This window comes from Bradyrhizobium sp. CIR48, from assembly GCF_014198315.1.
In the GTDB taxonomy this organism is placed as follows: domain Bacteria; phylum Pseudomonadota; class Alphaproteobacteria; order Rhizobiales; family Xanthobacteraceae; genus Bradyrhizobium.
This window is the reverse complement of sequence record NZ_JACIHG010000022.1, coordinates 13,166-36,666: the sequence shown is the minus strand read 5'-3', so window position 1 is coordinate 36,666 and position 23,501 is coordinate 13,166. Positions and strand designations below refer to the sequence as shown.

The 23,501-nt window shown below is 65.5% G+C and carries 18 protein-coding genes; 11 read left to right on the top strand and 7 right to left on the bottom strand.

All coding sequences use genetic code 11. From position 1 onward, the window contains the following. Positions 1 to 242: 242 nt before the first annotated feature. The 5 genes from GGD66_RS40190 to GGD66_RS40170 all read right to left on the bottom strand — a co-directional run bounded on the left by GGD66_RS40190 (position 243) and on the right by GGD66_RS40170 (position 6,827). Positions 243 to 854, bottom strand: coding sequence for a sigma-70 family RNA polymerase sigma factor (locus tag GGD66_RS40190; protein WP_018316842.1), 612 nt, complete (start codon positions 852 to 854; stop codon positions 243 to 245). Positions 855 to 1,283: 429 nt separating this feature from the next. Next, positions 1,284 to 2,021 (bottom strand): response regulator, encoded by a 738-nt coding sequence (locus GGD66_RS40185; RefSeq protein WP_018316843.1) that lies wholly within the window; start codon positions 2,019 to 2,021, stop codon positions 1,284 to 1,286. Between the two features lie 10 nt (positions 2,022 to 2,031). Beyond that, complete coding sequence (locus GGD66_RS40180) at positions 2,032 to 3,777, bottom strand: DUF3369 domain-containing protein (RefSeq protein WP_183262083.1); 1,746 nt, start codon at positions 3,775 to 3,777, stop codon at positions 2,032 to 2,034. Continuing rightward, positions 3,747 to 5,825, bottom strand: a complete 2,079-nt coding sequence (locus GGD66_RS40175; RefSeq protein ID WP_018316845.1) for an ATP-binding protein — start codon at positions 5,823 to 5,825, stop codon at positions 3,747 to 3,749. Before GGD66_RS40175 ends, GGD66_RS40180 begins: the two co-directional genes overlap by 31 nt. A gap of 6 nt (positions 5,826 to 5,831) precedes the next feature. Further along, entirely contained in the window at positions 5,832 to 6,827 is a 996-nt protein-coding gene (locus GGD66_RS40170; protein WP_050995577.1) for a TRAP transporter substrate-binding protein, read from the bottom strand. Between the two features lie 184 nt (positions 6,828 to 7,011). Here GGD66_RS40170 and ugpB point away from each other — a divergent pair, with 184 nt between their 5' ends. The 10 genes from ugpB (at position 7,012) to GGD66_RS40120 (ending at position 18,696) form a co-directional block, all read left to right on the top strand. Beyond that, the gene (ugpB, locus tag GGD66_RS40165) at positions 7,012 to 8,352 is read left to right on the top strand and encodes a sn-glycerol-3-phosphate ABC transporter substrate-binding protein UgpB (RefSeq protein ID WP_183262081.1); all 1,341 of its coding nucleotides are present in this window, start codon (positions 7,012 to 7,014) and stop codon (positions 8,350 to 8,352) included. A 236-nt stretch (positions 8,353 to 8,588) separates the two neighbouring features. Beyond that, entirely contained in the window at positions 8,589 to 9,548 is a 960-nt protein-coding gene (locus GGD66_RS40160; protein ID WP_183262079.1) for a phosphotransferase, read from the top strand. A 351-nt stretch (positions 9,549 to 9,899) separates the two neighbouring features. Then, entirely contained in the window at positions 9,900 to 11,522 is a 1,623-nt protein-coding gene (locus GGD66_RS40155; protein ID WP_183262078.1) for an ABC transporter substrate-binding protein, read from the top strand. A 244-nt stretch (positions 11,523 to 11,766) separates the two neighbouring features. Beyond that, on the top strand, positions 11,767 to 12,780 hold the full coding sequence (locus GGD66_RS40150; protein ID WP_183262076.1) for an ABC transporter permease: 1,014 nt from the start codon (positions 11,767 to 11,769) through the stop codon (positions 12,778 to 12,780). 221 nt (positions 12,781 to 13,001) lie between these two features. Next, positions 13,002 to 13,901, top strand: a complete 900-nt coding sequence (locus tag GGD66_RS40145; protein ID WP_183262074.1) for an ABC transporter permease — start codon at positions 13,002 to 13,004, stop codon at positions 13,899 to 13,901. Positions 13,902 to 14,184: 283 nt separating this feature from the next. Next, a complete protein-coding gene (locus GGD66_RS40140) occupies positions 14,185 to 15,912 on the top strand; it encodes an ABC transporter ATP-binding protein (RefSeq protein WP_183262072.1) in 1,728 nt (575 codons plus the stop codon). An 81-nt stretch (positions 15,913 to 15,993) separates the two neighbouring features. Next, positions 15,994 to 16,173 (top strand): DUF4089 domain-containing protein, encoded by a 180-nt coding sequence (locus GGD66_RS40135; RefSeq protein ID WP_018316853.1) that lies wholly within the window; start codon positions 15,994 to 15,996, stop codon positions 16,171 to 16,173. 7 nt (positions 16,174 to 16,180) lie between these two features. Continuing rightward, positions 16,181 to 17,575, top strand: a complete 1,395-nt coding sequence (locus tag GGD66_RS40130) for an AtzE family amidohydrolase (protein WP_183262070.1) — start codon at positions 16,181 to 16,183, stop codon at positions 17,573 to 17,575. Between the two features lies 1 nt (position 17,576). Beyond that, positions 17,577 to 17,969, top strand: coding sequence for an oxalurate catabolism protein HpxZ (gene hpxZ, locus GGD66_RS40125; RefSeq protein WP_018316855.1), 393 nt, complete (start codon positions 17,577 to 17,579; stop codon positions 17,967 to 17,969). 4 nt (positions 17,970 to 17,973) lie between these two features. Next, the gene (locus GGD66_RS40120; protein ID WP_179740154.1) at positions 17,974 to 18,696 is read left to right on the top strand and encodes a GntR family transcriptional regulator; all 723 of its coding nucleotides are present in this window, start codon (positions 17,974 to 17,976) and stop codon (positions 18,694 to 18,696) included. 110 nt (positions 18,697 to 18,806) lie between these two features. Here the strand turns inward: GGD66_RS40120 and atzF are convergent, their stop codons facing one another. After that, complete coding sequence (gene atzF, locus GGD66_RS40115) at positions 18,807 to 20,624, bottom strand: allophanate hydrolase (protein WP_246789200.1); 1,818 nt, start codon at positions 20,622 to 20,624, stop codon at positions 18,807 to 18,809. A gap of 193 nt (positions 20,625 to 20,817) precedes the next feature. Further along, positions 20,818 to 21,312 carry a MarR family winged helix-turn-helix transcriptional regulator gene (locus GGD66_RS40110; protein ID WP_092251971.1) on the bottom strand — a complete coding sequence of 165 codons (495 nt, stop codon included), beginning with the start codon at positions 21,310 to 21,312 and terminating at the stop codon, positions 20,818 to 20,820. A gap of 151 nt (positions 21,313 to 21,463) precedes the next feature. Between GGD66_RS40110 and GGD66_RS40105 the strand changes: the two genes are divergently transcribed. Next, positions 21,464 to 23,314, top strand: coding sequence for a feruloyl-CoA synthase (locus GGD66_RS40105; protein WP_092251663.1), 1,851 nt, complete (start codon positions 21,464 to 21,466; stop codon positions 23,312 to 23,314). Positions 23,315 to 23,501: the final 187 nt, after the last annotated feature.

Genomic DNA, 23,501 nt, shown 5'->3' with positions numbered 1-23,501 from the left:
GGGAGAGGCGGGAGCCCGCGGCTGCCACTTCAAGCCCAAACACAAAACGACCCGGAGGGGGGCATCCCGTCCGGGTCGTAGAGGTCCTTGGGAGGTTTAAGCAAAACCGTATGTGAGCTTTATAGGAGGGAAGTTTTTCCGCCTGATGTTGTGCTTTGTTTCAATTGTTTCGTCGGCGGTAACACTTCCGTGTCCCGGGAGAGGGCCAGATCGGCGGCCCTATCCCTTTGAATTCATTTAGCTTAGGCGGCGAAGCGCTCGACGCCGCAGCCCTTAAGCAATTCGGCCAGCTGCTTGCGGGCGTAGAACATCCGCGTCTTCACGGTGCTCTGGGGGATGCCGATGATCTGGCCGACCTCCTCCACCGACTTCTCGTGGTAGTAGACGAGGGTGATGATCTCGCGATGCGCGGGCGACAGCTTCTGCACGCAGGCGCGCAGGATGGCGCTGGTGTCGCTGCGGTCGAGCGAGGTTTCCGGCGTGTCGGAATCGTCGGGGATCTGGCGCACGTCTTCCTGGTCGATGTCCTCGAAGCGGCGCTGGCGCATCGCGGTCAGCGCCTTGAAGCGGGCGATCGAGAGCAGCCAGGTCGAAACCTGCGAGCGGCCCTGGAATTGGCCGGCGGTCCGCCACACGTCCAGGAACACCTGGCTGACGAGGTCTTCGGCCGCGGTGGCGTCGCGCACGATGCGCAGGATGAAGCGGTACACCCGCACGCTGTGCCGGCAATAAAGGATGTGCATCGACGTCCGGTTGCCGTCGGCAATGCTTTCGAGAAGCATGTCGTCCGAAGTCGCCTGAGCGGCGATGATGCTCTGGCTGGCCTGGGCGTTGATGGCGATGACATTCCGCATTGACTTGGCTCCCCGTAGCGCCGCGACCAAGCGGCGTTTCCTTGGACCAAAGTGTTAATGAGCCAACGTTTCGGGACGTCTGCACGAAAAGCGGAAAATGGTTTCGTGCGCCGCCAAATTGTTTCGTCGGAGAAGGGATGACGAAACATTCGGGACGAAAAAGCGTGGAATTTCAATGTACGGAAAATACGGGGTTGGGATTTGGAGGCGGACAGGAGCGCCACGGAACGAATCTCGGTGACTTGCGTTCGGTCGCGCCAGACCCGCTGTCGTCCCGGGGCCGACACCTGCAGCCGGGACGGTGATCTCGTAGGGTGGGCAAAGGCGCGCTCTTGCGCCGTGCCCACGATCCTTTTGCAAGTACGGAGACATTGGTGGGCACGCTTCGCTTTGCCCACCCTACGGCACCGTGGCTGCAGCCCGCGCGACTTACGCCTTCTCGCCCGCCGGCGAGAACAGATAGCCGCCGCCGCGGATGGTGCGGATCACGGCGGGTTTTGCCGGATCGGGCTCGATCTTGCGGCGGATGCGCATGATGCGCAGGTCGACGGCGCGGTCGAAGGCTTCGGCGTCGCGCGCGTTAGCCAATTCCAGCAGGCGCTCGCGCGACAGCACGCGCTTCGGATTGGCCGCGAACACTTTCAGCAATCCGAACTCGGAGGCGGTCAGCGGATGCTCGTTGCCCTCGTCGTCGCGCAAGGCCTGGGCTTCGAGATCGAGCCACTTTGTCCCGAACCGTACCAGCTGCTCCTTGTCGGATTTCGCCGCCGCCGCATCAGGCGCGGCGGCCTTGGCCGGCCCGCTCCGCCGCAGCACCGAGCGGATGCGCGCCATCAGCTCGCGCAGCTCGCAGGGCTTGGCTACGTAATCGTCGGCGCCGAGCTCGAGCCCCACCACGCGGTCGATCGGGCTCGCGGTTGCCGTCAGCATGATGACGGGCACGTTGATGCGGCTCTTGAGGTCGCGGATGATCGAGAGACCGTCTTCCTCGGGCATGTTGAGGTCGAGCACGACGAGATCAGGCATGCTGCCCTGGATCGCGGCGCGCAAACTCTTGCCGCCGTCGCACAGCGTCACGGTGAAGCCGTGCATCTTGAGATAATCGCCGACCATCTCCCGGGCCGGGGCTTCATCGTCGACGATCATGATGTGCTGGCTTTGGGTCATGGTCTTGAGATCACGGCAGTTCGGTCGCGGGAAGAGTGATGGTGAAGGTCGAGCCCTTGCCGGGCCCTTCGCTGTCGGCGGTCACCTCGCCGCCATGCATGTCGACAATACGCTTGACGATGGAGAGCCCAAGCCCCGTCGAGCTCTCGCCTGCGGTCGGCTTGGCCGACAGCCGCTGGAACCGGCCGAACAGGCGGCCGAGATCTTCCGGCGACAGGCCGGCGCCCTCGTCGCTGACGCGGACGACGGTGTCGCTGCCCTCGTGGCTGACGACCACGTCGATCCTGCCGCCGATTGGTGAGTATTTGATGGCGTTGCTGATGAGATTGTCGATGGCTTCGCGGATGCGGTCGGTGTCGCACATGGTGACGATGTTGGCCGGCGCGGCGACGCTGATCGCCTGCTGCTTGTTGACGGCGAGCGGCTGGTTGGCCTCGGCGACCTCCTTGACCAGGGCGGCGACGTCGACCGGCTCGCGGCGGATGGTGATGTCGAAGGCGTCAGCCATCGCATCCGAGATCAGATGGTCGACCATCGTGGTCAGGCGCTTGGTGGCGTCGCGGATGTGGTCGACCTGGGCGACCACGCCGTTTTCCGAGGCGCCGGTCGAGATCAGCTCCTTCAGCATCTCGGTGCGGCCGAGGATGACGCCGAGCGGATTTTTCAGATCGTGCGCGACCGTGCCCAAAATCTCGTTCTTGAAGCCGTTGGCGCGCTGCAGCCGCAGCCATTGCGCCGAGAGGCGGCGATTGGCCTGCATCAGCGCGCGGGTGCGCTGGGCGACGCGGTCCTCCAGCTGGGTGTTGGCGGCCTGCAGCTGCTGGTAGAGGATGACGTTGTCGAAGGCGATTGAGAGCCTTGAGGAGAAGATCTCGACCAGCGAGCGGTCGGTCTCGGACAATTCGCGCTCGGCCTGCAGCAGCACCACCACCTCGCGGCCGGACCCGGTGCGCAAATAGATCACGCTGCGGTGGTCGGCGAATTCGTTCTTGCGGCGCTGGAACGCGGCCTCCACCATCTCGCGCAGCTCGGGGTCGAGCGCCTTCGACGTCGTGGTGCCGATGAAGCGGCTGTAGCAGCCGCTGCCGGCGAGCACCGAGAGCTCGGGGTCGATGCCGCCATTGTCGCGCAAGACCAGTATACCGGCGCAATCGACGTTGAGCAGCGAGGCGAGCTGGGTCAGCACGCCCTCGGCGAGCCGCTGCATCGACTTGAAGTCGTACAGCGTCGAGGCCGCGTCGATGATGATCTCGAGCCCGCGCCTTGTCTGCACCATGCGCTCGAGCTGCTGATAGGAGCGCAGCGCCGCGGTCAGCGAGGTGAACAGCTTGTCGGCGGTGAGCTCGGTCTTGGCCTTGTAGTCGTTGATGTCGTACTGCACGATCACGCGCCGCTCGGGCGCCTGGCCGGGCTGCCCCGTGCGCAGGATGATGCGCACCGTCTCGTTCCGGATCTCGTTGCGGATGAACTCGACCAGCTCGAGGCCGGCGACGTCGGTCTCCATGATGACGTCGAGCAGCACGGCGGCGATGTCGCTGTGCTCGGCCATCAGCTTGCGGCCTTCCGCCGCGGAATAGGCCGACAGGATCTCCAGGCTCTGGCCGTTGAGGCTGTAGTCGGACAGCGCAAAACGGGTGCCGTCATGCACGGCCGGATCGTCGTCGATGACGGCGATCTTCCATTTCCGGGCGTTGGCATCCTCCGACGCGGTACCGGTATCGTCGATCAGGTGGAGGACATCGTCCTGTTCGGCCATTGAGAAGTCCCGTCACTTTCTGTGCTTTGCGCGCCGCCCTTGGCGACCCGGGGCATGATAATGCGAAAAGTGGTGCCTTGTCCCAGCTTGGATTCCAGCATCATGCGCCCGCCGAGCTGCTGGGTGACGAGGTTATAGACGATATGAAGCCCGAGTCCCGTGCCGCCTTCATTGCGCCGGGTGGTAAAGAAAGGGTCAAAGGCCTGGCGCTGCACGTCGGGGGTCATGCCGGCCCCGTCGTCGGTGAAGATAAGCTCGACGTCCTCGGTCCCGCGCGGTCGCGCCTGGATGATGATCGTGCCGGCACGCCCGTCGGCGAAGGCGTGGTTGGCGGCGTTGAGGAAGAGGTTGGTCAGGATCTGGCCATAGGAGCCGGGATAGCCGTCGAGCAGCAGCCCCTCGGGCACGTCGACCTGCAGCGTGATCGGCGAGCGCTTCAGCACCGGGCGCAGGCTGGCGATGATCTGGTCGGTGGCCTCGCTGAGCGAGAACTGCCGCCGCTCGGCATGGGAGCGGTCGACCGCGACCTGCTTGAACGACTGGATCAGCTCGCCGGCGCGCTGCAGATTGGCGACCAGTTGCTGCGAGGCGTCGCGCGAGGACTGCACGAACTCCTCCAGCTGCGAGCGGCGCAGGCCGCCGTCGCCCTTGAGCTGGGCCTCGAAGATCTCGGTGCGCCGGGCAAAGCTCGAGGCAACTGTGAGGCTGATGCCGATCGGGTTGTTGACCTCATGCGCGACGCCGGCGACGAGGCCGCCGAGCGCCGCCAGCCGTTCGGCATCGATCAAATTCTGCTGTGCGGTATTGAGCTCGAGCAGCGCGCTCTCGGCCTTCTCCTTGGACGCACGCAGCTCGTCCTCGGTCTCGCGCTTGGCGATCGCGTTCTCGCGGAACACCTCCACCGCGCGCGCCATGGCGCCGACCTCGTCGCGGGCCTTGGTGCCCTGCACCTCGCGGTCGAGATCGCCGAGCGTGATCGCGCGCATCGCCGCCATGATCTGCTGCAGCGGCAGCCGGATCGACAGCGCGATCATCACGCCGGCGGTGAGGATGATGCCGAGGAAGATCACCGCGATGGAAAGGACACGGCGGGAAATATCCGCCAGCGTGCGGTCGAAGGTCTCCTGCGCTCTCTGCTCGCGCTGGCGCATCTTGGTGGAGAGGTCGTCGATGGCGCCGATCGCCTCGGCCTGGCTGGCGTCGATGCTGTTGCGGAGCAGCTCGGTGCGGCTGGCAAGCTGCTCGGAGAGCTTTGCAAAGCCCTCGCGCAGTGCGGCGGTGCGGGCCCCGAGCCGCCGCAAGGCCATCTTCTGCAGATCGTTGTCGGCGAGATCGATCATCACGGGGATGGTCTTCTCGATCGTCTCGGTGTTGCGGCGCGCGTCGTCGGCCGCGCCCGCTGACAGCGACAGATAATAGGAATTGGCCGCCACCAGCATCGCGGTGAAGGCCTCGCGGGATTTTCCGAGCGAGGGCCAGATCAGCGCGTCGCGATGGCCGGTGGCGCCTTCGATGATGGAATAGAGGCCGGCCATGTCCCTGGCCGGGCCCTGCACCTGGTCCTCATAGGTCTTGGCGATGGTGGCCTGCACGCTGCGCAGCTCGCCGAAACCGTTGAGGAAGCGGTCGGTGGTGCGCTCCAGCTCCTCGACCGAGCCCGACAGCATCGGGTCCTTGGCGGCGCGGTTGGTCAGCGTGCCCAGCACCGCCTCGCGCAGCAGCAGGATTTCGGCGAACAGGTCGGGGCTCGGCTGGTTGATGTAGCGGTGGATCAGATTGTGCAGGCGCCCGGTCTCGCTTTCGAGCAGCGCCAGGATCCGGTCGGACTCGCGCACCTGGCGGACGTCGCCCCAGGCCGAGCCCAGCACCTGCGCGCCGTTCCAGATCATCCCCACCAGCACCACCACCACGGCGGAGTTCAGCGCCGCGATCGACAGGATGCGCCAGCGGATCGGCACCGCGCGCAGCACGCCGACCAGGCGTGCGCGCAGCCGTCCGATCGGGCCGGACGGCCGGTCTGGGTGCTCGGTATGTCCAAGTGCAGCCAACGCGGCTCACTCCACCTTGCGAATACGTTCGATCAGCGCGGCCGCGGCGGGATCGCGCCCGGCCTTGGCGTAGATCGGGGCCATCGCGTCCTCGAACGGCTTGCGGTCGATCTCTCTGATGATGGTGACGCCGGCCTCCTGGGCCTTGCGCTGCGACTGCTCCTCGAGGTCGCGCCATTTCTCCCGCATGAACCGGCTGGAGCGCTGCGCGGCCTCCCGGAAGATTTTCTGGTCGTCCGGCGACAGGCTCTGCCAGGCCTTCAGCGAGATCACCAGCACTTCGGGGCTCATCGTATGCTCGGTGAGCGTATAATGCCCGGCGTGCGTGTAATGATCCGTCGTCACGAAAGATGGCCAATTGTTTTCGGCGCCGTCGATCAGATGGTTGGCGAGCCCGGTGAGCACCTGCCCATAGGGCATCTCGACCGGCTCGGCGCCGAGCGAGCGGATCATCTGGCTCATCAACTCCGACTGCTGCACCCGGATCCGCAATCCCTTGAGATCCGCGATGGTCTTCACCGGGCGGGCGCCGTTGTAGATCGACCGCGCCCCGGAATCGTAGAAGGCGAGCCCGACGAAACCATAGGGCTCGAAGCTGTTCAGAATCTCGCTGCCAATCGGGCCGTCCAGCACCTTCTGCATGTGCTCGATGGACCGGAACAGGAACGGCATGGCGAGCACGTTCATCGCCGGAACGAAGTTGCCGATCAGCGCGACATTGGTCCGGTTCAGGTCGATCGCGCCGGCCCGGGTCTGCTCGATCGTCTCCTTTTCCTCGCCAAGCTGGCGGGAATGGAACACCTTGATCTCGTGGCGGCCGCCGCTGCGCTCGGCGATCAGCGCGCCCATGTAGCGCAGCGCCTGGACGGTCGGGTAATCCTCGGTCTGGGTATCGGCGGCGCGAAATTCGCGTGCGACGGCGCCCGTCGCACAGACGGCAAGCAGAAGCGCGACGACGATCACTCCGGTCCGCGAGAGTTCGGCACGGCTCAACACTGGCACACTCAACCCCTCAGTGGTGGAGTCTATGGCGGAGGCAAAAGGTTCAATGCAATCTAGCAGATGGTCGGGGGAAGGCCATCCCGCCCGGCGCGGCCGTGTAATTGTGCGGCGCGGCCGGCGCTCATTCCCGGTTGAAACCGCAAATGCCGCGCCTTAAGCAGGGCAGCCGCCTTTGTCGCGCGGCATGGGAAGCGCCATCGTGACTTCAGCATTGCGCCTTTTGCAGCTCGTCGCCGCCTTGGCGGCTCTCTCATTGGCCGCGCCCGTGCGCGCCGCCACCGACATCGCGTGGTGGCACGCCATGTCCGGCGAGCTTGGGCGGCAATTGGAAAAGCTCGCCTCGGACTTCAACGCCTCGCAGTCCGATTACCGCATTGTGCCCGCTTACAAGGGCAACTACACCGAGACGGTGACCGCGGCGATCTTCGCCTTCCGCTCGCGCAGCCAGCCCGCGATCGTCCAGGTCAACGAGGTCGCCACCGCCACCATGACCGCGGCCAAGGGCGCGATCTATCCGGTGTTCAGCCTGATGCGGGACCAGGGCGAGCCGTTCTCGCTCAATGACTACCTGCCCGCCGTCTCCGGCTACTACACCGATGCGGCCGGCAACCTGCTGTCGTTCCCGTTCAACTCCTCGACGCCGATCCTCTACTACAACAAGACCATGTTCCGCGACGCGGGCCTCGATCCGGAGACGCCGCCGAAGACCTGGCCGGAATTGGGGGCCGCTGCAAAGCGCCTGCGCGACCGCGGCGCTCCTTGCGGCTTCACCACATCATGGCCGTCCTGGATCCATGTCGAGAATTTTTCCGCCTTCCACAATCTGCCGCTGGCGACGCGCGGGAACGGCTTTGCCGGGCTCGATGCCGAGCTGACCATCAACAATCCGGTCGTGGTCAAGCACATCGCCCAGCTCGCCGAATGGCAAAAGACAAAACTGTTCGACTATGGCGGCCGCGGCCAAGCGGCCGAGCCGCGCTTCCAGAGCGGCGAATGCGGCATCTTCATCGGCTCCTCGGCGACGCGCGCCGACATCAAGGCGAATTCGAAATTCGAGATCGGCTACGCCATGATGCCGTATTGGCCCGACGTGAAGGGCGCGCCGCAGAACTCGATCATCGGCGGCGCCACGCTCTGGGTGCTGCGCGACCGGCCGCGCGAGGAATACAAGGGCGTGGCGCGGTTCTTCGCCTATCTGTCACAGCCCGGCGTGCAGGCCGCCTGGCATCAGAACACGGGCTATCTGCCGATCACCCGCGCCGCCGCCGAGTTGACGCGCGCGCAGGGCTTTTACGAGCGCAACCCGGGCTCGTCGATCTCGTTCGAGGAGATCACGCTCAACCCGCCGACGGAGAATTCGAAGGGCATCCGGCTCGGCTCCTTCGTCCTGATCCGCGGCGCGATCGAGGACGAGCTGGAGCAGGCCTTTTCCGGCCAGAAGAGCGCGCAATCCGCCCTGGATTCCGCCGTCGAGCGCGGCAACAAACTGCTGCGCCAGTTCGAGCGCGCCAGCCCGGAACGGTAGTGCATGTTGCGATTGGGCTTCGCTGTGGCCGCGCGGGAGGCGCGCTCCCTCCCCCGCTTGCGGGGGAGGGTTGGGGAGAGGGCTCTCTCCACGCTGGGATTGCCTGACGTCTGCGGAGAGTGTCCCCGCGGGGAGAGAGCCCCCACCCGGCGCTTCGCGCCGACCTCCCCCGCAAGCGGGAGAGGTGCACCGTCTCCTCGGCTCGCACTGACGAATCAATCAAGCTCGTAACGATGATGACTAACGCTCCATCGCAAACACTGCCGGCCTTCGCCGACGAGGAAAGCTTCCGCGCCTTTCGCTCCGCTTCCTCGCAATGGCTTCCGATCGCACTCGACATTGCGCGCAGCCACGGTCTCGATACCAGCGCGCCGCATGTGTTCGCGACCGGCACCAACCTCGTCGTCGGCCTCGGCGAAGAATTGATCCTGAAGATCTTCCCGCCATTGCTCCGCGCACAATTCGTCTCCGAGCGCGGCTCGCTGATGCAGCTCAAAGGCCATCTCGATCTGCCGATCCCCGAGATCGTCGCCGAAGGAACGCGCGACGGCTGGCCCTATCTCGTCATCACGCGGCTATCAGGCACGCTCGGCTCAGAGGTGTGGCCGCAGTTGCCGGAAGCGCAGAAGGAACGCCTGCTGCGCCAGATCGGCGAGACCATTGCGAGCGTCCAGCGCGCCCCGCTCGGGCCGCTTGCAGAGATCGAGCCGCGCTGGGACGATTTCATGCGTGCCCAGATGCAGGGCTGCAGGGCGCGGCACACGCGTCTCGGCCTCGCGCCGAAATTTCTTGCCGGCCTCGATGATCTCCTGTGCGATGCGGAAAAGCTCATCCCGCTGGATGCGCCGCCGGTCTTTCTGGTCGGCGAGTACATTCCGGAGAACTTCCTGCTCGCCTGCGATGACGGCCAGTGGTCGCTCAAAGGCCTGTTCGACTTCGGGGACGTGCTGGCGGGATGGCGCGATTACGACCTGCTCGGCCCCGGCGCGTTCATGGCGGCGGGCCGGCCGGGGAGGGTGAAGAGCCTGCTGGAAGGCTTCGGCTATGCGAAGCTCGACTACGCGCTCAAACGCCGGCTGATGGCCCTGATGCTGCTGCACCGCGCCAGCGACCTCAACAGCCACATCTGTATTGCGGGCTGGCAGGAGCAGGCGGACGATCTGGTCGAGCTGCAGGAGCTGATCTGGGCGGGGTGAGCGCGGGCTCCACCTCTCTCCATCATTCCGGGGCGCCGCAGAGCGGCGAGCCCGGAATCCATGGTCCTGCGCGTGCTGCCGCCCCGACGGATTCCGGGCTCGATGCTGCGCATCGTCCCGGAATGCCAGCTGTGCTCATTGGGCGGGCGCGGATCAAGTTAAGCTCATGAAATAGGCAAATCTGCATCTTTGTATGCAATTCCGGGAGATCGAGACGAAGGCCGCGGCGCGCCAAAATCGACATTTCCTAAGCGATGTCAGTTCATTAACTTGATCGTAACTGCTCGTTAAGCTCTGGCACAAACCTTGCGAATCCGGTTCCAACCAAAAACGTTGTGTTGGAGCGATTTCATGAAGCGCCGCGATTTCCTCAAGTCCGTTTCCGGATTGGCCGCCGGAGCGGCGCTTCCGGCGATGCCCCAGATGATCTCCTCAGCCTATGCCGACGCCCGTTCGGAGACGCTGCTGATCGTCTCGGAAGGCGGCCCCAACAATCTCGACATCCACGGCGTCGGCACCAACGTGCCCGGCTATGAGGTGTCCTGGAATTGCTACGACCGCCTGATCAGCCACGCGATGAAGAGCGGCCCGGGCGGCGTGCCCTATTACGACCGCGACAAGTTCAAGGGCGAGCTCGCCGAGGAGTTCAGGATCGACGACATGTCGGTCACCTTCAAGCTGAAGAAGAACGCCAAATTCCACGACGGTGCGCCCGTGACCGCCAGGGACGTGAAATGGTCGCTCGACCGCGCCGTCAGCGTCGGCGGCTTCCCGACCTTCCAGATGAGCGCGGGCTCGCTGACCAAGCCGGAGCAGTTCGTCGTGATCGACGACTACACCGTGCGTGTCGACTTCCTGAAAAAGGACAAGCTCACGATCCCCGACCTCGCCGTGATCGTGCCCTGCATCGTCAACTCCGAGCTGGTGAAGAAGAATGCCAGCGAGAAGGACCCCTGGGGTCTCGAGTTCACAAAACAGCAGACCGCGGGCTCCGGCGCCTACAAGGTGACGAAGTGGACCGCTGGCACCGAAGTGATCATGGAGCGCAACGAGGATTGGGTCGGCGGCCCCTTGCCGAAGATCAAGCGCGTGATCTGGCGCATGGTGCCGCAGGCCGGCAATCGCCGCGCGCTGTTGGAGCGCGGTGACGCCGACATCTCCTACGAGCTGCCGAACAAGGACTTTCAGGAGATGAAAGCCAACGGCAAGCTCAACGTGGTGTCGCTGCCGTTCTCCAACGGCATCCAGTATATCGGCATGAACGTCACCAAGCCGCCCTTCGACAATCCGAAGGTGCGTCAGGCCGTGGCCTATGCGCTGCCCTATCAGAAGATCATGGACGCGGTGATGTTCGGCCTCGCCAACCCGATGTTCGGCGTACCTGCGGACAAGGCCACCGAAGTCGCCTGGCCGCAGCCGCACAAATACAACACCGACATGGACAAGGCGAAGGCGCTGCTCACCGAGGCCGGCTACGCCAACGGCTTCGAGACCACGATCTCATTCGACCTCAATTTTGCCGGCGTCAACGAGCCGCTCTGCGTGCTGGTGCAGGAGAGCCTTGCGCAGATCGGGATCAAGACCACCATCAACAAGGTGCCCGGCGCCAACTGGCGCACCGAATTGAACAAGAAGGAGATGCCGCTCTTCACCAACGTGTTCTCGGGCTGGCTCGATTACCCCGAATACTTCTTCTACTGGTGCTATCACGGCAACAATTCCGTCTTCAACACGATGAGCTACAAGTCGGCGGAGATGGACAAGTTGATCGACGGCGCCCGCACCGCCGCTGCGGCCGGCGATACCGCGACCTACGACAAGGACGTGAAGGGCTTTGTCGATCTCGCCTACACCGACATCCCGCGCATCCCGCTGTACCAGCCCTTCGTCAACGTCGCGATGCAGAAGAACATCAGCGGTTATCAGTATTGGTTCCACCGGCGGCTGGACTATCGCGCGATGGCGAAGGGGTGAGGGTAGCGAATAGCGAGAGCGCTAGGCAGTCGAACATGATGTTCAAAAGCTTGTCGGCTGGCTCCGTCCGCCTCTCCCGCTTGCGGGGGAGGCCGACGCGCTCGAAGAGCGCGGCGGGTGGGGGCTCTCTCCACACGGAGAACCCCAATGCGGAAGCACCCCCACCCCAACCCTCCCCCGCAAGCGGGAGAGGGGGCGCAGTTGTGCCCGTTGCGTCATCTTCTCTTTCCACGGGAAGTCGCCCATGCTGACCATGATCGGCAAGCGTCTGATGTTCGCGATTCCCTCGCTGATCGGCGTCGTCATCGTCACCTTCCTGCTGACACGCGCGCTGCCCGGTGATCCCGCCGCTTATTTCGCCGGGCCCGCCGCGACCAAGGAAGCCGTCGAGCAGATCCGCAAGAAGCTCGGTCTCGACAAGCCGCTGATCGAGCAGTTCTTCCGCTACACCAATGATCTTGCCCACGGCGATTTCGGCAACTCGCTGACGACGGGTCAGCCGGTCGCGGCCGAGATCCGCAACCGCCTGCCGGCCTCGGCTGAACTCACGCTGCTCGGCCTCATCGTGTCCGTCGTCATCGCCATTCCGCTCGGCGTGCTCGCAGCGACGCGGCCAGGGTCATGGGTCGATCACTTATGCCGCATCACGACGACAGCCGGCGTCTCGCTGCCGGTGTTCTTCACTGGCCTCGTGCTGGTCTATGTCTTCTATTTCCGGCTCGGCTGGTCGCCGGCGCCGCTCGGGCGTCTCGACGTGTTCACCAGCGCGCCGCCGACGGTGACCGGCTTCTATCTGATCGACACCCTGATCGCGCGCGATCTCGAAGCGTTTCGCTCGGCGCTGAGCCAGCTCATCCTGCCCGCGACCACGCTTGCGATCTTCTCGCTGGCGCCGATCGCGCGCATGACGCGCGCCTCGATGCTGGCGGTGCTCGCGTCCGAATTCGTCCGCACCGCGCGCGCCAGCGGCCTGTCGCCGTCGACCGTCATCGTCACCTACGCGTTTCGGAACGCGATGCTGCCCGTGATCACCACGCTGAGCATGGTGTTCTCGTTCCTGCTCGGGGCCAACGTGCTGGTGGAGAAAGTGTTCGCCTGGCCGGGCATCGGCTCCTATGCGGTGGAAGCGCTGATCTCGTCGGACTTCGCGCCGGTGCAGGGCTTCGTGCTGACCATGGCGGTCATGTACGTGCTGCTCAATCTCGTGATCGACATCTTGTACGGCGTGATCGATCCGCGCGTGCGGTTGGAAGGGTAGACCGTCATGATCTCGCCCAATACGAGCCACGCGAGCGGTCCGCTCCCTCTCCCGCTTGCGGGGGAGGGCTGGGGAGGGGGTGTCTCCGCGGGCGAGAGCCCCCAAGAGGAGAGAGCCCTCACCCGCGCCTTTGGCGCGACCTCTCCCGCAAGCGGGAGAGGTGAAGCGCGCTCGCCGCTTGGCCGTTCGTCCCCACGCTCAGAAGCTCCAGGAGTAAAACCATGAGCTCCGTTGCGCCTGCTGTTGAACCCGTCGGTCCCGCGCGCACCTCCGGCCTCGTCGCGGTGCTCGAACAGACCCGCTACGTCCTCGGCGAGAACAAGGTCACGGGCTTTGCCTTCGCGCTGCTGGTCCTGATCCTCGCCGCCGCGATCGTTGGCCCCTACGTGGTGCCCTACGATCCGCTCGCCTCCGACACCGCCGCGGCGCTGAAGCCGCCGTCGGCCGCGCACTGGTTCGGCACCGACCAGCTCGGGCGCGATATCTTCAGCCGCGTCGTCGTCGCAACACGGCTCGATACGTTCATCGCGGTCGCCTCCGTCGCGCTGGTGTTCCTGATGGGCGGGCTCGCCGGTATCGCGGCCGGCTATTTCGGCGGCTGGACCGACCGCATCGTCGGCCGCATCGCCGACACCATCATGGCCTTTCCGCTGTTCGTGCTGGCCATGGGCATCGTCGCCGCCCTCGGCAACACCGTGCAGAACATCATCCTCGCCACCGCCATCGTGAACTTCCCGCTCTATGCCCGCGTCGCGCGCGCCGAGGCCAACGTGCGCCGCAATGCCGGCTTCGTGCAGGCCGCGCGCCTGTCGGGCAACGGCGAATTCCGCATCCTCCTGGTGCACATCCTGCCGAACATCATGCCGATCATGATCGTGCAGATGTCCTTGACTATGGGCTACGCCATCCTCAATGCCGCGGGCCTGTCCTTCATCGGCCTCGGCGTCCGCCCGCCGACCGCGGAATGGGGCATCATGGTCGCCGAGGGCGCCGGCTTCATGGTGTCAGGCGAATGGTGGATCGCGCTGTTCCCCGGCCTCGCGCTGATGATCGCCGTGTTCTGCTTCAATCTCCTCGGCGACGGCCTGCGCGACATCGTCGACCCCCAGCGGAGGACGTGATGATGGTTGGGGGCAGAGAGAAGATCGGGACGCTTGGGAGTGTGGTTGCCACGGCTCTCTCATTCCCTCCCCCCTTGTGGGGGAGGGGAAGGGAGGGGGGTAGCCACGAACTCCGACTTCGCTTGGAGCCACCCCTCTCCCCAACCCTCCCCCACAGGGGGGGAGGGAGCGAGAGGCCGGTGCCTGCCTCACGCGTAAATCTACGTCAAAAATTCCCCAACGAATCCAACCTCTTTCTACTGTGCATGGGGTTGTTTTCGCGTTTTTTGATCGGCAGGCCCGCATGACCGCCCAGCCGCTGCTCGATGTCCAGGACCTCACCGTCGAATTCACCACCCGCCGCGGCATCGTCAAAGCGGTGCAGCAGGTCAACATTTCCGTCGCCAAGGGCGAGACGCTCGCCATCGTCGGTGAATCAGGCTCGGGCAAGTCGGTGACGTCCTATGCGGTGATGCGCATCCTCGACCGGGCCGGGCGGATCGCCGAGGGCTCGGTGATGTTCTCCGGCATCGACGTCAAGGCCGCGACCGAAGACCAGATGCGCGACCTGCGTGGCCGCGAAGTCTCGATGATCTTCCAGAACCCGCGCGCGGCGCTGAACCCGATCCGCAAAGTCGGCGACCAGATCGAGGACGTCTTGCGCACCCATGTGCAGCAGGCGCAGGTAGCCGATCACGGCGAGAAGGCGATCGAGGCGCTGGAGCAGGTCAAGATCGCCCGTCCGCGCGAGCGCTACCATGCCTATCCGTTCGAGCTGTCGGGCGGCATGTGCCAGCGCGTCGTCATCGCGCTCGCGCTCGCCTGCAATCCGCAGCTCCTGATCGCGGACGAGCCGACCACGGGCCTCGACGTCACCACGCAGAAGGCGGTGATGGATCTGATCGTGGAGCTGACCAAGCGCCGCGCGATGTCGACCATCCTGATCACCCACGATCTCGGCCTCGCCGCCGCCTATTGCGACCGCGTCGTGGTGATGGAGAAGGGCCGCGTGGTCGAGACCGCCAAGGCCGCCGACATTTTTGCGAACCCACAACACCCCTACACCAAGAAGCTGATGCGCGCGACGCCGCGGCTGGGGGTGAGCTTGCGGGATCTGTTGCCGGAGGAGGAGGGTGCTTCACCTGCCGCGAGCGCGTTGCTCGTGGAAACCGCTCCCGCCGCCGAGGAGCGGCAGAAACCCCTCCTCCTCGTCGAAAAGCTCGTCAAGGAATACCCGCGCCAGGGTGCCACCGCGACGCTCGGAAAACTGTTCGGCCGCAAGCCGCCGCTGGAGCCGGACGTGTTCCGCGCCGTCGACGGCATCAGCTTTTCGATCGGCCATGGCGAGAGCGTCGGCCTCGTCGGCGAGTCCGGCTGCGGCAAGTCGACCACGTCGATGATGGTGATGCGGCTTCTGGACCAGACCTCCGGCCTGATCCAGTTCGACGGCGAGGACATCGGCGCTATCCAGCCTGCGTCCTTCGCCCGGCTGCCGCAGCGCAGCCGCATCCAGATGGTGTTCCAGGATCCGACCGACAGCCTCAACCCGCGCTTCACCGCAGCGCGCGCCATCGCCGACCCGATCATGCAATTGAGCGACATCAGGGGCCGCGATGGGCTCCGCGCCCGCTGCGAGGAGCTGGCGACCATGGTCGGCCTGCCGCACAACCTGCTCGACCGCTTCCCGCATCAATTGTCCGGCGGCCAGAAGGCGCGCGTCGGCATCGCCCGCGCCATTGCGCTGCATCCAAAACTGGTCATCCTGGATGAGCCGACGGCGGCGCTGGACGTCTCTGTGCAGGCTGTCGTTCTGAACCTGCTTCAGGATCTCAAGGCGCGGCTAGGTATGAGCTATCTGTTCGTCTCGCATGATTTGAACGTAGTGCGCTTGCTGTGCGATCGTGTCATTGTGATGCGGACCGGTCGAATCGTCGAAGAGGGCTCTTCCGAGCAGGTCCTCAGCGATCCGCAGGACGACTACACCAAGGAGCTGCTGACGGCGATTCCGCATCCGCCGTTGCAGGTACACTAGAGCATATCCGGAAAAGTGCGCAGCGGTTTTCCGAAAAGATCATGCTCAAATAACAACCTAGAGAGATAGTTTGGGAGCGTGATGGCCGAGCCGCTGGACGACTATATCGACGCCGTATCGAAAGCGCTGGCGCTGCCGGTCGAGGAGGCCTGGAGGCCGGCGGTGCGCGCCAACCTCGAAGTCTCGCTGCGGCTCGCCCGCCTGGTCGACGAATTCGCGTTGCCGGACGAGACCGAGCCGGCACCGATTTTCACGGCGTGATGCTGCCATGACCAGCAAGCCAGAGATGACGGCCGCCGAAATCGCGAGTGCAGTCGCGGGCCGCAGGATGTCCGCGCTCGATGCCACGGAAGCCGCGCTGTCGCGCATCAAGCAGCACGACGGCATCCTCAATTCCTTCACCGACGTCACCGCCGATCGCGCTCGTGCGAAGGCGCGTGCCATCGACGCCGACATCGCCGCCGGCAAGGAAGTCGGCCCGCTCGCCGGCGTGCCCTTCGCGGTGAAGAACCTGTTTGACGTCGCCGGCCTTTCGACGCGCGCGGGCTCGAAGATCAACCGGGACCTCGCGCCCGCTAAACGCGACGCCACGCTGATCGAGCGCATGGAAGCGGCCGGCGCCGTGCTGGTCGGTGCGCTCAACATGGGCGAATACGCCTACGACTTCACCGGCGAGAACGTCCATGACGGTCCCTCGCGCAATCCGCATGACACCACGCGAATGACCGGCGGCTCCTCCGGCGGCTCGGGCAGCGCCGTCGGCGGCGCGCTGGTGCCGATCGCGCTCGGCTCGGACACCAACGGCTCGATCCGCGTGCCGTCCTCGTTTTGCGGCATTTTTGGTTTGAAGCCGACCTATGGCCGGCTGTCGCGGGCGCGCTCGTTCCCGTTCGTCGCGAGCCTCGATCATCTCGGCCCGTTCGCGCGCTCGGCCGCCGATCTCGCGCTCGCCTATGACGCGATGCAGGGCCCGGACGCGGAGGACAGCGCCTGCACGACGCGCGGTCTGGAGCCGACGCTGCCGCTGATCGACAACCCGGTCTCGGATCTGCGCATCGCCATCGCCGGCGGGTATTTCCAGAAGAACGTGTTTCCGGAAGCGGTCGAGGCCGTCAGCCGCGTCGCCAAGGCGCTTGGCGCAACGAAGGTGATCGATATCCCGGAAGCCGCGCGCGCCCGCGCGGCAGCCTATGTCATCACCACCACCGAAGGCGCTTCGCTGCATCTCGACCGCCTGCGCAAGCGGCCGAACGATTTCGATCCAGCCGTGCGCGACCGGCTGATCGCGGGCGCGATGGTGCCGGCGCCGATGGTCGATCGGGCGCAAAAATTCCGCCGCTGGTATCGCACGCAGCTCGCTGAGATCTTCAAGACCGTCGACGTGCTGCTCGCGCCGGCGACGCCCTGCACCGCGCCAAAGCTCGGCCAGGTGAATTTCAACCTAGACGGCGTCGAGCTGCCGGTCCGCGCCAATATCGGCATCCACACCCAGCCGATCTCCTTCATCGGCCTGCCAGTGGTCGCCGTCCCGGTGCCGCTTGAGCCGCTGCCGATCGGCGTGCAGATCATCGCGGCGCCCTGGCGCGAGGACATTGCGCTCCGCGTCGCCTACGCCCTGGAAAAGACGGGCGTCGCCGCAGCGCCCGCGCCGAGAGGACTCTGACATGGAGATCGATCTCCCCGAGGTGATCGCGGAAGTCAAAGCCGCGTTCGATCGCTATGAGCAGGCCCTCGTCAGCAACGATGTCGCCGTGCTCGGCGAGCTCTTCCGCAACGATCCCCGCACGCTGCGTTACGGCATCGGCGAGAATCTCTATGGTTATGAGGCGATCAGCGGTTTCCGCGCCGGCCGCTCGCCGGTCGGCCTGAACCGCCGCACCGCAAAGACCGTCATCTCCAGCTACGGCCGCGACACGGCCGTGGCCTCCACTTTGTTCTATCGCGACACCGCGCCCGGCAAGGTCGGCCGGCAGATGCAGACCTGGATTCGCTTCCCGGAGGGCTGGCGCGTCGTCGCTGCCCATGTCAGCATCATCGACGAGCCGAAAGAGACCTGACCGTATGACGCTTGAGGATCTTCCGCAGGGAGCACTGCCGGCCGAGCCGGTGGTGCCGCGCGTCGACCGCGCCTCGCCATCGGTGCTGAAGGTCACGCGCGCAGAGGAGTTGCGGCTGCAACTCGCCGACGAGATCGTGCGCGGCACCCTGGCCCCCGGTGCACCCTTGGACGAGACCGACATCGCGCGCCGCTTCAGCGTCTCGCGCACGCCGGTGCGCGAAGCCTTGCGTCAGCTCGTGGCCAGCGGCCTCGTCGAAGCGCGTGCCCATCGCGGCGCGGTGGTGGCGCAGCCCTCGATCGAGCGTCTGACGAGCATGTTCGAGGCGATGGCCGAGCTCGAGGCGCTGTGCGCCGGACTCGCCGCCGAGCGCATGTCCGCGGCCGAGCGCCACGGCCTGGAGGCCATCCACGAGGAGCTGCGGGTGCTGAGCTACACCGGCAATCCCGATCGCTTTCACGAGGTCAACGAACGCTTCCACAACGCGATCTATGCCGGTTCCCAGAACGGCTACATCGCCGAGATCACGTTGGCGACGCGGGTGCGCGTGCAGCCGTTCCGCCGCGCCCAGTTCCGCAACCTCGGCCGTCTCGCCAAATCGCAAGCCGAGCACGACCGCGTCGTCGTCGCCATCATGCGCGGCGACAAGCAGGGCGCTGCCGCCGCGATGCGCGCGCATATCGAATTGGTGCGCGGGGAGTACGAGATTTACGCGGTGTCGGTGTAGCGCCGCGCGATCGGTGCCGTAGGGTGGGCAAAGGCGCAAAGCGCCGTGCCCACGGTTTTTCAAGAAGGTCGGGATCGTGGGCACGCTTCGCTTTGCCCACCCTACGAGACCTACTTTGTCGCAGCTTCCTTCATATACGCGCGCCATCCCCCATACGCGGTGATATCGCGCGCGTCACCCAGCACTTCGGGCTCGACGAGAAACCCTTTTACGCTGCGTCCGTCCGCCAGCCGCACCGTGCCGATCGCCATCGGCGAAGGAATCGCATTGACGAACTTGCCGAACGCGGATGGTGACAGCGACCAGATCTCCAGCTCGATCGATGCGCCCTTGCCGGCTTCCACGCGCAGCATACCGGGCTTCGGCGGCGTGGTCTTGAGCGCGTAGAGCTTGTAGTCGGGTGCGGTTCTTGTCGCCTCGATCAGCTTTGCGTCCCGCGCCTTCAATTCGCCGTTGAGCGCCATGCCGGACAGATGCGCGCCGACCACGGCGATGGGGATCTCGTCGCCGCTGCTTGCCGGCAGCGACGGCAGCGGCGCTGGCGCGGTGCCCTTCGCGCCGAGGCTCAGCTCGGTATCGGCATGGAAGACGCGGCCGATGCTCGCGAGCAGTGCATCAGATCCTGCCGGGGCGAGCAGCGTGATGCCGAACGGAATGCCGTCGGCGCGCATCGATGCCGGCACGGCGAGGCCGCAGAGGTCGAGCAGATTGACGAAATTGGTGTAGGTGCCGAGCCGGCTGTTGAGCTCGATCGGATTGGCCAGCACCTGCGCGGTCGTATAGGCCGTCGGCGCCGTCGGCAGCACCAGCGCGTCGATATTGGCGAACGTGCGCTCGGCGATCTTGCGCAGGCCCTGCAGGCGATAGAGCGCCGAGAACGTATCCGCAGCGGTCAGCCGTGCGCCGGCCGCGGTGATCTCGCGTGTCACGGGATGGATCGTATCCGGCGCGGATGCCAGCAGGTCCTTGATCACGAGATAACGCTCGGCGACCCAGGGGCCCTCGTAGAGCAGCCGCGCGGTCTCATAGAACGGCTCGAGATCGAACTCGACGAGCCTGGCTCCAAGCGCAGTCCAGCGCTTCAGCGCATCGGCGTAGGCGGTTTCCGCCTTCTTGTCGCCGAAGAAGATCAGTTGTCCGTTGCGCGGCACGCCGAGGCGCAAGCCTGCCTGGAACGGCGTGAGCGCGCCCAGTGGCCGGGCGCGCGAGAACGGATCGGCCGGGTCCGGCCCCGCCATCACGGAGAGCGCGAGCGCAGCATCATCCACCGTCAAGGCGAACACCGAGATGCAGTCCAGCGTGCGGCAGGCCGGCACGAGGCCCGCGTTCGAGATCATGCCGAGGCTCGGCTTCAGCCCGACGATGTTGTTGAGCATCGCCGGCACGCGGCCGGAGCCGGCCGTGTCGGTCCCCAGCGACAGCGGCACGAGCCCCGCGCCGACCGCCACAGCGGAGCCCGAACTGGAGCCGCCGGGAATGAGATCGTCGCGGATCGAATTTTTGGGAATGCCGTAAGGCGAGCGCACGCCGACGAGGCCGGTCGCGAACTGGTCGAGATTGGTCTTGCCGATGATGATCGCGCCGGCGGCACGCAGCCGCGCCACCGCAGTCGAGTCATGCGTCGGCGTGGTGGAGAAGGCCGGGCAGGCCGCCGTGGTCGGAAAGCCCAGCGCGTCGATATTGTCCTTTACCGCAACGGGCACGCCGTAGAGTGGCAGGTTGGCGGCGTCCTTCGTAGCAAGCCTCTCGGCCTCGGCGATCGCATCCTTCTCGTCGCGCAGACTGATGAAGATGGCGGGATCGTTGTGATCGCGGATGCGCTGATAGGTCCGCGCGACCGTCTCTGCCGGCGTCAGCGCGCCCGCGCGATGCGCGGCCACAATCGCGGCGATCGTTTCAGGCTGCTCAGCCCCCATTTCAGCCCTCATGGCGACAAAACTCCGGCAACTGCTTCATCCGGAGTGAAGCAAGCGATGTGCCATTGTGTACATTATCCGGGCAGGAATGCTGCTGCGGATATTATCCGTGTGATCAGTGGCTTGGGGGATATTTCGACAGGCGGGCAGGCAGCGATGTCAGCGCCCTGCGATGGGCATCTGCTCAAATCATAGGCAGTCGAGATCAGGTGAAGCCAGCGAGGATCCGCAGCAGCTGCGCCCGGTTTTCCTTGCCGATCTTCTCTTCGACATGCCGCTCGTGCTCGGCCGCCAGCCGCTTGAATTTCGCCAGCGCCGTCTCGCCCTGGGTCGTCAGATGCAGCGCGTGGGAGCGACGATCCGCCTTCGATTTGACCCGCTTCACCAGCTTGCGCTGCTCGAGGCTGTCGAGCAGGTGCACCAGCCGGGCGCGCTCGATGCCGAGGCGCTTTGCCACCGCCATCTGCGACAGGCCCGGATTGGCGCCGATCACCGTCAGCACCGAATATTGCGTCGGCCGGATGTCGACATCGCCGAGCGTCCTGATGAAGTCCTGAAAGATCCAGATCTGGAAGCGCCGCACCGCATAGCCGGCGTGCCCGACCAGTGCGTCGAGGCCGATATCGTCGGCGATATCGCGCGGCGCCGCGCCGTTGCCGGCGCGCTTGCGTGGGGAGCTCTGGGCTGCGGTGGCTGTCAAATCGCGTCTCCTGCCGCACCTGTTGTAGCCTCTCTGTTGCCCGGGCGAAAGATTGTTGTTGACGACAACAATTGTCATGCCCAACATTATGGCCAAAGCAGCCCGGAACGAGGCTGCGGCCGATCCGGGGGCCGGGCGGAGGAGGAAACACATGACAGTCGCGCCACACGGCGACGCTGCAAGCCTGTTCGCAACACCCAGAACCGTCGCCGAGCATCGCGCCGACGGCAGCATCGTGCTGCGCTCGCCCGAACCGTTGCGCGATGGCGCGCGCTGTGTCGGCGACTGGCTGGAGCAATGGGCGCGGCAAACGCCTGACACGATCTTCCTTGCCGAGCGCGGCCACGTCGATGCACCCTGGACCAACGTCACCTATGCGCAGGCGCTGCGCCAGGTGCGTGCGGCGGCGTCCTGGATTCTGGCGCAGGGCCCCAGCGCCGAACGCCCGCTCGCGATCCTCTCCGACAACAGCATCGACCACGCGCTGCTTGCGTTGGCCGCCCAGCATGTCGGCGTGCCCTCGGCCGCGATTTCGCCGGCCTACTCGTTGATGTCGAAAGACTTTGACAAGCTCAAGAGCATGATCGCGCTGCTCGAGCCGGGCGCGATCTATGTCTCCGCCACGAAACCATTTGCGGCAGCGCTGGCGGCGATCAAACCGCTGCACAAGGCGCAGATCATCAGCGGGAACGCTGACGATGTCGATGCGCTCGCGTTCCACACCATCGCCGCGACGCCCGAAACGCCCGACGTCGCAACGGCGTTCGCCGCGGTGACGCCCGATACGATCGCAAAACTCCTGTTCACCTCGGGGTCAACAGGTGCGCCCAAGGCCGTCATCAACACCCAGCGCATGCTGACCTCGAGCCAGCAGGCCAAGGCGCAGACCTGGACCTTCCTCGAACAAAGCCGCGGCGACCTCGTCATCCTCGACTGGCTGCCCTGGAGCCACACTTTCGGCGCCAACCACAATTTCAATCTCGTGCTGCGCAATGGCGGCTCGCTCTATATCGACGGCGGCAAGCCGGCGCCGGGGCTGTTTGCGACGTCGCTCGCCAATCTGAAAAGCGTGATGCCGACGGTCTATTTCAACGTGCCGCGCGGCTTCGACATGCTGATCGCGGCACTGCGCGGCGACGAGGAATTGCGCCGCCGCTTCTTCAGCGAGGTGAAGTTCGCCTTCTATGCGGGCGCGGCACTGCCGCAGAATCTCTGGGATGCGCTCGAAGACCTCTCGATCAAGACCGTCGGCCGCGCGATGCCGATGGTTTCGGCCTGGGGCTCGACCGAGACGTCGCCGCTCGCGGCCGACTGCCATTTCCTCGCGGAGCGCTCCGGCAATATCGGTGTCCCCATTCCCGGCACCGAGTTGAAGCTCGTCCCCTCCGGCGACAAGCTGGAGGTGCGGGTGCGCGGTCCCAACGTCACGCCGGGCTATTGGAAGGCGCCGGAGCTGACGAAGCAGGCCTTTGATGAAGAGGGTTTTTATCTCATCGGCGATGCGGTGAAGCTTGCCGATCACGCGCGGCCGGAGCGCGGACTGTTCTTCGACGGCCGCGTCGCCGAGGATTTCAAGCTCAATTCCGGCACCTGGGTCAGCGTCGGCACACTGCGTGTCGCCGGCATCGCCGCGCTGGCACCGCTGGCGCAGGACATCGTCGTCGCAGGTCATGGCGGCGACGAGGTGCGCTTTCTGGTGTTCCCGAACATCGCGGCCTGCCGTGCCCATGCCGGCTTGGGCGAGACGGCGGATCTGCACGAGGTGCTCGCGCATGACAAGGTCAGGAGCGCGATCGCACACGGCCTGGCGAAACTCAGGCAGCAGGGCCCCAACTCCTCCGGCCACGCCACGCGCGCGCTGCTTCTCGCCGAACCGCCATCGGTCGATGGCGGCGAGATCACCGACAAGGGCTACATCAACCAGCGCGCTGCGCTGACGCGCCGCGCCGATGCCGTGGCGCGGTTGAATGATGATGCGTCGGCGGAGTGGATCGGGCTGTAGCTGGCCGCGTTTCCCCTCTCCCTTGTGGGAGAGGGTGGCTCGCCGCGCAGCGGCGAGACGGGTGAGGGGTTCTCTCCGGGTCTCACACTGCCACGTGTAGTCGCGGAGACAACCCCTCATCCCCGGCGCTTCGCGCCACCTTCTCCCACAAGCAAGGGGAGAAGGAAGCAAGCGAGACCTCTCACCC